We start from the raw sequence: 8,596 nt of genomic DNA on the forward strand, positions 1-8,596 counted from the left end.
GTTGGGATCACAATCCGGCTCCGCCCGTGGCGTCGATCACCCGGCCGGTCACCCAGCGGGCGTCGTCGCCGGCCAGGAACGCGACGATGTCGGCGATGTCGGCTGGCTGCCCGACCCGGCCAAGGGCGGCCAGTGACGCGGCGTGCGCCTCGGCCCGCGGGTTGCCGCGCAGCCACCCCGCGTTGACGTCCGTGTCGACGATGCCTGGGGCCACCGAGTTCGCCGTGATGCCCCGTGGCCCCAGCTGGCGGGCGAGGTTCAGGGTGAAGGTGTCCAGGGCGCCTTTGGTGGAGCCGTAGGCGATGATCTCCGGCATGGCGAGGCGGGCCGCGCCGCTGGAGATATTGATGATCCGCCCGCCGTCACGCAGTCGCTTGAGCCCTTCCCGCACGATGAAGAACGGCGCCCGGACGTTCACCGCGAAGACCTCGTCGAAGCCCTCCTCGGTGAGCGACGCCAGATCCGCGCTGCGCCCGATGCCGGCGTTGTTCACGATGATGTCGACGCCACCACCGGGCGCGTGCGCGCCGATCCGCTGGTCGAAGGCGGTCCAGAGCGCGATCGCGTCACCGTGCCGGCCCAGCTCCGCCTGAATCGCGAACGCCTCGCCGCCGTCGCCGCGGATCCGCTCGACTACCTCGGTCGCCGCGGTGTGGTCCCGGGCGTAGGCGACGGCCACGACAGCGCCGTCTCCGGCGAGCCGCCCGGCGATGGCCCGGCCGATTCCCCGGCTACCCCCGGTGACCAGCGCGACTTTACCTTCCAGCGGGTACATGGTTCCCCTCATTTGTTGAGTGATCCTCCAACAAATACGCTAGCACGATTTGTTGGAGGATCACTCTAGAATTGAGGGCATGGGTAAGGCAGCACGCGGGCGTCCGCGCACGTTCGACCGGGAGACGGCGCTCACCGCGGCCATCCGGCTGTTCTGGGAGCGCGGTTACGAAGCCACCTCCGTCGGCGAGCTGGGCGAAGTGATGGGCATCAGACCGGGCAGCCTGTACGCGGCCTTCGGCGACAAGAGATCCCTGTTCGAGGAGGTCGTGCGCACCTACGGACGCTCACCCGTCGGCGCTTTCATCGGGGTGGCCCTGGCGGAGGAGCCCACGGCGTACGCCGCGGTCGCCAGGATGCTGCGCGAGGCCGCGACGATCTACCCGGATCCCTCGCACCCGGCCGGATGCCTGACCATCAGCGCCGCGACCAATGTCACCGACGCCGAGGTGGGCGCGTTTCTGCGCGACCTGCGCAACGCCAATCTCGCCGTCCTCCGGGACCGCCTCCGTACCGCACAGCAGGAGGGCGAACTACCCGCGGAGGTGCACATTCCCGCGCTGGCCGGTTACTTCGCCGTGGTCATCCAGGGAATGTCCCAGCGCGCCCGGGACGGAGCCGACGCCGCCGAACTCGCCGAAGTCGCCGAACTGGCCTTGGCCGCGTGGCCGGTCTCTCCGTAAATGTACTTTTGGCGCTGCTTTGTTGCTCGTGAATCGTGCCCGGAGAGACGATGGCCAGACCGCGCGAAACCCTAAATCACCTGGGGAAACCGTACATTCTCCAGCGAGAGACAACGGGAGATGCCGATGAGCCACCGCACCTTCGCGGAAAGCGCCGACGGGGGGTACGTCACCGCTGAGGGCGGTCTGGCGGTCCTGGACAATCCGCTGCTGAACAAGGACACGGCCTTCACCCACGCGGAGCGGGCCGACCTCGGCCTGGACGGGCTGATCCCGCCCGTGGTCGAGACCCTCGACGAACAGGCCGGCCGCGCCTACACGCAGTACCTGGCGCAGCCCACCGACCTGCTCAAGAACGTCTACCTGACCGCGCTGCAGGACCGCAACGAAGTGCTCTTCTACCGGCTGCTCTCCGACCACCTGCGGGAGATGCTGCCGATCGTCTACGACCCCACGGTCGCCCAGGCGATCAAGAACTACAGCCACGAGTACCGCCGCCCGCGCGGCGTCTACCTGTCCATCGACGACACGGACGGCATCGAGCGGGCCTTCCGCAATTTCGGCCTGGAATCCGGCGACGTGGACCTGATCGTCGCCTCCGACGCCGAGGAGATCCTGGGCATCGGCGACTGGGGGGTGGGCGGAGGCGCCGGCATCGCCGTCGGCAAACTCGCCGTCTACACCGCCGCCGCCGGCATCGACCCCGCCAGGGTCATCGCCGTCGCCCTGGACGTCGGCACCGACAACGAAGCCCTCCTCAACGACCCCCGTTATGTCGGCGAGCGGCACGCCCGGGTGCGGGGCACCCGCTACGACGACTTCATCGACGCCTACGTCACCGTGGCCACCCGCCTGTTCCCGCAGGCGATGCTGCACTGGGAGGACTTCGGCCCGTCCAACGCCCGCCGCATCCTGGAGAAGTACACCGGCAGGATCCCCACCTTCAACGACGACATGCAGGGCACCGGCGCGATCGTCCTGGCCGCCATGCTGGGCGCGACCCGCGTCTCCGGCACGCCGATGCGCGACCAGCGGATCGTCATCTTCGGGGCCGGTACGGCAGGCATCGGAATCGCCGACCAGCTCTGCGACGCCATGGTCCGCGACGGCCTGGACCGGGAGACGGCCGTCCGCCGGATCTGGGCGATCGACCGGCAGGGCCTGCTCACCGACGACCTGCCCGACCTGCGCGACTTCCAGGTCCGCTACGCCCGCCCGGCCGCCGAGGTCGCCGGCTGGGGCGGCACCGCGCTCGGCGATGTCGTCGACCAGGTCAAGCCGACCATGCTGCTCGGCACCTCCACCGTCCACGGCGCCTTCACCGAGAAGATCGTCCGCGCCATGGCGGCGGGCGTGGACCGGCCGATCATCTTCCCGATCTCCAACCCGACCGACCGGATCGAGGCGATGCCGGAAGACCTGATCCGGTGGACCGACGGCCGGGCGCTGATCGCCACCGGCATCCCGATCAACCCGATCACCTACCACGGCGTCACGTACGCCATCGCGCAGGCCAACAACGCCCTGCTGTATCCCGGGCTCGGGCTGGGCGCGGTCGTGTCACGGGCCCGGCGGGTCAGCGACGGCATGCTGCAGGCCGCGGCCGACGCGGTGGGCGGCCTGGTGGACGTGACGACGCCCGGGGCGTCGCTGCTGCCCCAGGTGGAGAACCTCCGCGAGGTGTCGGCGACGGTGGCCGTGGCGGTCGCCAGACAGGCGAAGAAGGAGGATCTGGCCAGGGTCGAGCTGCGTGACCCCGTCCAGCAGGTCCAGGACGCGATGTGGCAGCCGTACTACCGGCCCGTACGGGGGGAGTGAGGATGCATTCGATCCAGGACCTGCCGATCGGGCTGGACGCCACCGGCACCCGGACCGAGAGCGACTCGCTCGGCGAGATCCAGGTGCCCGCCGACCACTACTGGGGCGCGCAGACTCAGCGATCACTGATCCACTTCAACATCGGCGACGACCGGATGCCAAAGGCCGTCTACCACGCATACGGGTACATCAAGAAGACCGCCGCCATCGTCAACGGCCGCGCCGGGCGGCTGCCCCAATGGAAGGCCGACCTGATCAGCCGGGTCGCGGACGAGGTCATCAGCGGCGATCTGGACAGCGAGTTCCCGCTGTACGTCTGGCAGACCGGGTCCGGGACGCAGTCGAACATGAACGTGAACGAGGTGATCTCCAACCGGGCGATCCAGCTGCTCGGCGGGGAACTCGGCAGCAAGAATCCGATCCATCCGAACGATCACGTGAACATGGGGCAGTCGTCCAACGACACCTTCGTCACCGCCATGCACATCGCCGCCCTGCTCGCGATCGACGGCCGGGTGCTGCCGGCGGTGACCCGGCTGCGGGACGCCGCCGAGGCCAGGAGCAAGGAATGGGAGAACAAGGTCAAAATCGGCCGTACCCATCTAGAGGATGCCACCCCGCTGACGGTCGGCCAGGAATGGTCCGGGTATGTCGCCCAGCTTGACGACGCCGCCGACCATCTGAGGCACACCAAGACCGGGTTGGCCCGGCTGGCCATTGGCGGCACGGCCGTCGGCACCGGCCTCAACGCGCCGCCCGGCTTCGGGGATGAGATGACCGCCCAGATCGCCGAGCTGACCGGGCATCCCTTCGTCAGCGCGCCCAACAAGTTCGCCGCGCAGGCGTCGTGCGACGCGCTGGTCCGGGTGTCGACGGCGTTGCGGGCGCTGGCGGTTTCGCTGTTCAAGTTCGCGAACGACATGCGCTGGCTGGGGTCGGGGCCGCGTACGGGGTTGCACGAGCTGATCCTGCCGTCCAATGAGCCGGGTTCGTCGATCATGCCGGGCAAGGTCAATCCGACCCAGGCTGAGGCGATGCTGATGGTGGCGATCCAGGTGATCGGGGAGGACAGCGCGGTGTCGATGGCGGGCGCCGAGGGGAACTTCGAGCTCAACGCGTTCCGGCCGGTGATCATCAATAATGTGCTGCATTCGGCGCGGATTCTCGCGGATGTGATGGATCACTTCCGGATGTATCTCGTGGCGGGGGTGCGGCTTGATGATTCGCGGTTGAAGGACAATGTCGACCGGTCGGTGATGATGGTGACGGCGCTCAGCCCGGTGATCGGGTACGACCAGGCGGCGCGGATCGCGCATCGGGCGCTTGATGAGGACCTGACGTTGCGGGATGCGGCGCTGAGGTCGGGGGTTAGTGAGGCGCTGTACGACCGGGTCGTCGACGCGAAGCGTCTCACCAGGCCTGGGGTGGCGACAGGACGGTAGCGTGGGCGTGACGAACATCGACGGCCCGGGCACCCGCCCATCCCGCGCCGTGCACCGGCAGATCCGGGGCATCTTGACGCCCCCGCGTGGATCGCACCCGGCGAGCCCGCCCGCCATCGGCACCCGAGACCGGACCCCGGGCCGCTTCCTGTGCCGCCGTGATAGCGCACTGTTGTAGCGCATCCATGCCGGTGACACGCTGAATGCGTGGGGACCAACGTGGCGTCAGATGGTCTGTTCGGCCGAAGGTCGGTTGCCGTTTGGACGGTTCTGGGGAGTGTGGCCACTTGTCGGATGGCCGACTGCGGAAAATTCTCCCGCAGTCCCCTCGTTCCGGGCGCTGCCCTTCGGCCGTCCGCTGACCGGACATGCCAGCTGGATCTCGGCGGTGGAGGTGGCGCAGCTGGACCGCAGAACCCTAGCGATCACTGGCGGCGGCGACGGCAGCCGGGACGGCACGATCCGGACCTGAGACCTGGCCTCCAGCCGCCAGTTGAGCAAGCCGCTGGCCGGGCAGTACTCCGTCACCGACATGTCGGTGGGTCGGCTGGACGGCAAGACCGTCGCCGTCACCGGCGGCCACGACGGCACGGTACGCGTCTGGGACCTGGCCGCAGGACGCCAGCTGGGCGAGCCCCCTCACCGGCCATACAGGCGGCGTCTATGCGGTCGCGGTCGGCGGAAATGACGGCCGTACCATCCCCGTTTCGGCAGGTGAAGACGGCTTGGGCCGGATCTGGGATCTGCCTGAGGCGTCACCGGTGCCCAGACCGAGGCGCGTTTCTCCCGCGTAGGCTCGAGCACTGCCGAGTTTCTCTTGTGCGGCCTATTTCGCCGCCCATTGACGGTCGTTGTCGCCGGTGTGATGCCGGCCGATGGGGATGATCAAGGGGGTGTCGCTGACCGGGTCGTTCGTGATCTGGCAGCGCAGGCCGAAGACCTCTTCGACGGTTTCCGGGGTGATGACGTCGGCGGGCGCTCCTTCCGCGACGATCCGGCCGGACTTCATCGCGATGACGTGGTCGGCGTAACGGCAGGCCTGATTCAGGTCGTGCAGGACCATGACGATGGTGCGGTTCTCGCGGCGGTTCAGGTCGGTGATCAGGTCGAGGACGTCCACCTGGTGGGCCATGTCGAGGAAGGTCGTCGGCTCGTCCAGGAGCAGGACGGGAGTGCCCTGCGCCACCGCCATCGCGATCCAGGCCCGCTGCCGCTGCCCGCCCGACAGTTCGTCGACCGCGCGATCGGCCAGGTCCGCGATCCCGGTGGCGTGTAACGCGTCCTGCACGGCCTGCTGATCCGCTTTGGACCACTGCCGCCACCAGGTCTGATGCGGCGACCGGCCACGCGTGACGAGATCGATCACGGTGATCCCCTCGGGCGAGACCGGAGCCTGCGGAAGGATGCCGAGACGCTGGGCGAGTTCCCTCGTCGGGATGGCGTGGAGGGCCCGGCCGTCCAGCCGTACCGTGCCCTGACGGGGCGTGAGGAGGCGGGCGAGCGCGCGGAGCAGGGTGGATTTGCCGCACGCGTTCGCGCCGACGATCGCGGTGATCCGGCCTGGCGGGACGGCGACGTCGAGACCCTCGATGACCGGGCGGTCGTCGTAGGCCAGGTGCAGGGCGGCTGCCCGCAGGTCTGGGTCGTACATGCCGTTCAGCCTCCTGATCCCGCGCGGTTGGCGCGGATGAGCAACCAGAGCAGAACCGGCGCGCCGAGCACGCCGGTGACGATTCCGACCGGCAGTTCCGCGCCGGGGATCAGCCGGGCGGCCACCACATCGGAGACCAGCACCACCAGCGCGCCGGTCAGGCCGGAGGCCAGCGTGGGCGGCCAGGCGGTCCCGGCCAGCCGCTGCGCGATCTGCGGGGCGGCCAGCGCGACGAACGCGATCGGCCCGCCCGCCGCCGTGCCGAAGGCGATCAGCCCGACCCCGGTCAACATCAGCCCCAACCGGGTCAACTGAACCGGCGTCCCGAGCCCGACAGCCACGTCGTCGCCGAGCTGCAGGGTACGCAACAGCCGCCCGAACAGCAGCGCCACCGGAATCAGGACCAGGCAGGCCAGCGCGAGCGGGACCACCTGCGGCCAGTCGCGGCCGTTGAGATTGCCGACCAGCCAGCCGACGGCCGCCTGCGCCTGGAACTGGCCGCCGCGGGCGATCAGGTAGTCGGTCGCGCTGGTGCACATCCACGACACACCAATCCCGACCAGGATGATCCGATAGCCGGTGGTGCCGCGTTTCCAGGCCAGCAGGTACACGACCACGGCGGTGATGAGCGCTCCCGCGAGGCCGATGGTCTGGGTGGCCAGGCCGCCGGTCCAGCCGAGCATGATGCTGGCGACCACCGCCGTACCGGAGCCCTGGATGAGGCCGATGACATCGGGGCTGGCCATCGGATTGCGGGCCATGGTCTGGAACAGCGCGCCCGAGATGCCGAACGCGAGCCCGACGAGCAGCCCGGCGGCGGCGCGCGGAAGCCGGAGTTCGCGGACGATGAGCAGGTTGCCCGGATCGCCGTAGCCGAACAGCGCCTGGACGACCTCGGGCAGGGTGATCGGGTAGTCGCCGACGGAGAGTAGCCAGCAGAACGCCGCGAAGATCCCGACGGAGAGTGTCAGGCAGACTGCGATCAGCCTCGGCCGCAACGTGCCGGAGACCGGCGGTATCGCCAGCCGGAAGTGGCGTCTGCCGCTCAGGCGGGGATCGGCTTCTGGGGGGTGGATCATCTAGATCTCCGCGAGACGGCGTCGGCGGACCAGGGCGATGAAGAAGGGACCGCCGATGAAGGCGATCAGGATGCCCGCCTGGATCTCGGCGGGCCTGGCCGCCATCCGGCCCAGGATGTCGGCGGTGAGAAGCAGGCAGGGGGCCAGCGCCGCCGAGATCGGCAGCAGCCAGCGATGATCGGGACCGAGCCCCACCTGCTGCGCCAGCACCCGGGCGACGTGCGGCACGACCAGGCCGATGAACACGACCGGCCCGATGACGGCCACCGCCGCACCGGTGAGCAGCATGATGGCGACCACGCCCTGCACCCGGATGAGCCCGACCTTCCGCCCGAGTGAGACGGCCACGTCGTCACCCATCGCCAGGCTGTTCAGCGCGGGCGCGCAGGCCAGCGCGAGCACCGTCCCCGCGATGATGAACGGGAGAATCTGCACGACCACGTCACCCGTCTGCCCCGCGAGCGAACCCGCCGACCAGAATCGGTACCGGTTCAGCGACTCCGGATCGACCAGCACGATCGCGTGCGTGATCGAGAACAGTAACGAGGTGACGGCGATCCCCGCGAGCGCGAGCTTCACCGGCGTCAGCCCCGACCGGCCCGCGCCGGCCAGCAGGTAGACGACGACGCTGGCGACCAGCGCCCCCGCGAGGGCGAACCAGATGAAGCCGAGCATTGAACCGACCCCCAGCAGGGCGACCGAGCCGACGATCGCGAACGACGCGCCGGCGGTCACGCCCAGCAGGCCGGGGTCGGCGAGCGGGTTCCGGGTGAGGGCCTGCATGAGCGCGCCCGACAGTCCGAGAGCCATGCCCGCGGTCAGGCCGAGCAGCGTCCTGGGGACGCGCACGGACCAGATGACGTTCTCGACGGTCCGATCCACCGGGGTGCCGAACAGAGCCTGAACGACCTGGTCGACGGGGATGCTGAGGGCGCCGAGCGCGAGCGAGAGCAGGCACAGCACGACGAGTGACGTGCCTAGTCCCACCACTAACAGGGCTGGGCCGAGCCCCTTGTACCGAGTCAATCGAGCCGTCTCCACCTTCATGATTTTAGGTTAGGCACGCCTAATTTCTATGCTTGTGGACTTCCCATCCACTTAGGTAATGCTTACCTTAGTACGCGGCATGGATCTCTGGCCCGTTTGGGG

Annotated in this window: 8 protein-coding genes; 4 read left to right on the forward strand and 4 right to left on the reverse strand. The window is 69.1% G+C overall.

Features of this window, described 5'->3' with window-relative positions; all coding sequences use genetic code 11:
• Positions 1–7: 7 nt before the first annotated feature.
• The gene (locus Acor_RS01395; protein ID WP_155334626.1) at positions 8–775 is read right to left on the reverse strand and encodes an SDR family oxidoreductase; all 768 of its coding nucleotides are present in this window, start codon (positions 773–775) and stop codon (positions 8–10) included.
• 79 nt (positions 776–854) lie between these two features.
• Between Acor_RS01395 and Acor_RS01400 the strand changes: the two genes are divergently transcribed.
• The 4 genes from Acor_RS01400 to Acor_RS01415 all read left to right on the forward strand — a co-directional run bounded on the left by Acor_RS01400 (position 855) and on the right by Acor_RS01415 (position 5,405).
• Complete coding sequence (locus Acor_RS01400; RefSeq protein WP_174876091.1) at positions 855–1,457, forward strand: TetR/AcrR family transcriptional regulator; 603 nt, start codon at positions 855–857, stop codon at positions 1,455–1,457.
• A gap of 126 nt (positions 1,458–1,583) precedes the next feature.
• Entirely contained in the window at positions 1,584–3,275 is a 1,692-nt protein-coding gene (locus Acor_RS01405; RefSeq protein ID WP_281353127.1) for an NAD-dependent malic enzyme, read from the forward strand.
• 2 nt (positions 3,276–3,277) lie between these two features.
• The gene (locus Acor_RS01410; RefSeq protein WP_155334628.1) at positions 3,278–4,717 is read left to right on the forward strand and encodes a class II fumarate hydratase; all 1,440 of its coding nucleotides are present in this window, start codon (positions 3,278–3,280) and stop codon (positions 4,715–4,717) included.
• 493 nt (positions 4,718–5,210) lie between these two features.
• On the forward strand, positions 5,211–5,405 hold the full coding sequence (locus Acor_RS01415; protein ID WP_155334629.1) for a hypothetical protein: 195 nt from the start codon (positions 5,211–5,213) through the stop codon (positions 5,403–5,405).
• 138 nt (positions 5,406–5,543) lie between these two features.
• On the opposite strand, the gene Acor_RS01420 is transcribed toward Acor_RS01415, so the two are convergent.
• Genes Acor_RS01420 through Acor_RS01430 form a run of 3 tightly spaced genes read right to left on the reverse strand, consistent with a single transcriptional unit; the run spans position 5,544 to position 8,494 of the window.
• Positions 5,544–6,368, reverse strand: coding sequence for an ABC transporter ATP-binding protein (locus Acor_RS01420; RefSeq protein WP_155334630.1), 825 nt, complete (start codon positions 6,366–6,368; stop codon positions 5,544–5,546).
• Positions 6,369–6,373: 5 nt separating this feature from the next.
• Positions 6,374–7,447: a FecCD family ABC transporter permease gene (locus tag Acor_RS01425; RefSeq protein ID WP_155334631.1), complete on the reverse strand. Its 1,074-nt coding sequence runs from the start codon at positions 7,445–7,447 to the stop codon at positions 6,374–6,376.
• Positions 7,448–8,494: a FecCD family ABC transporter permease gene (locus tag Acor_RS01430; protein ID WP_155334632.1), complete on the reverse strand. Its 1,047-nt coding sequence runs from the start codon at positions 8,492–8,494 to the stop codon at positions 7,448–7,450.
• Positions 8,495–8,596: the final 102 nt, after the last annotated feature.

Source organism: Acrocarpospora corrugata (assembly GCF_009687845.1).
Taxonomy (GTDB): Bacteria; Actinomycetota; Actinomycetes; order Streptosporangiales; family Streptosporangiaceae; genus Acrocarpospora; species Acrocarpospora corrugata.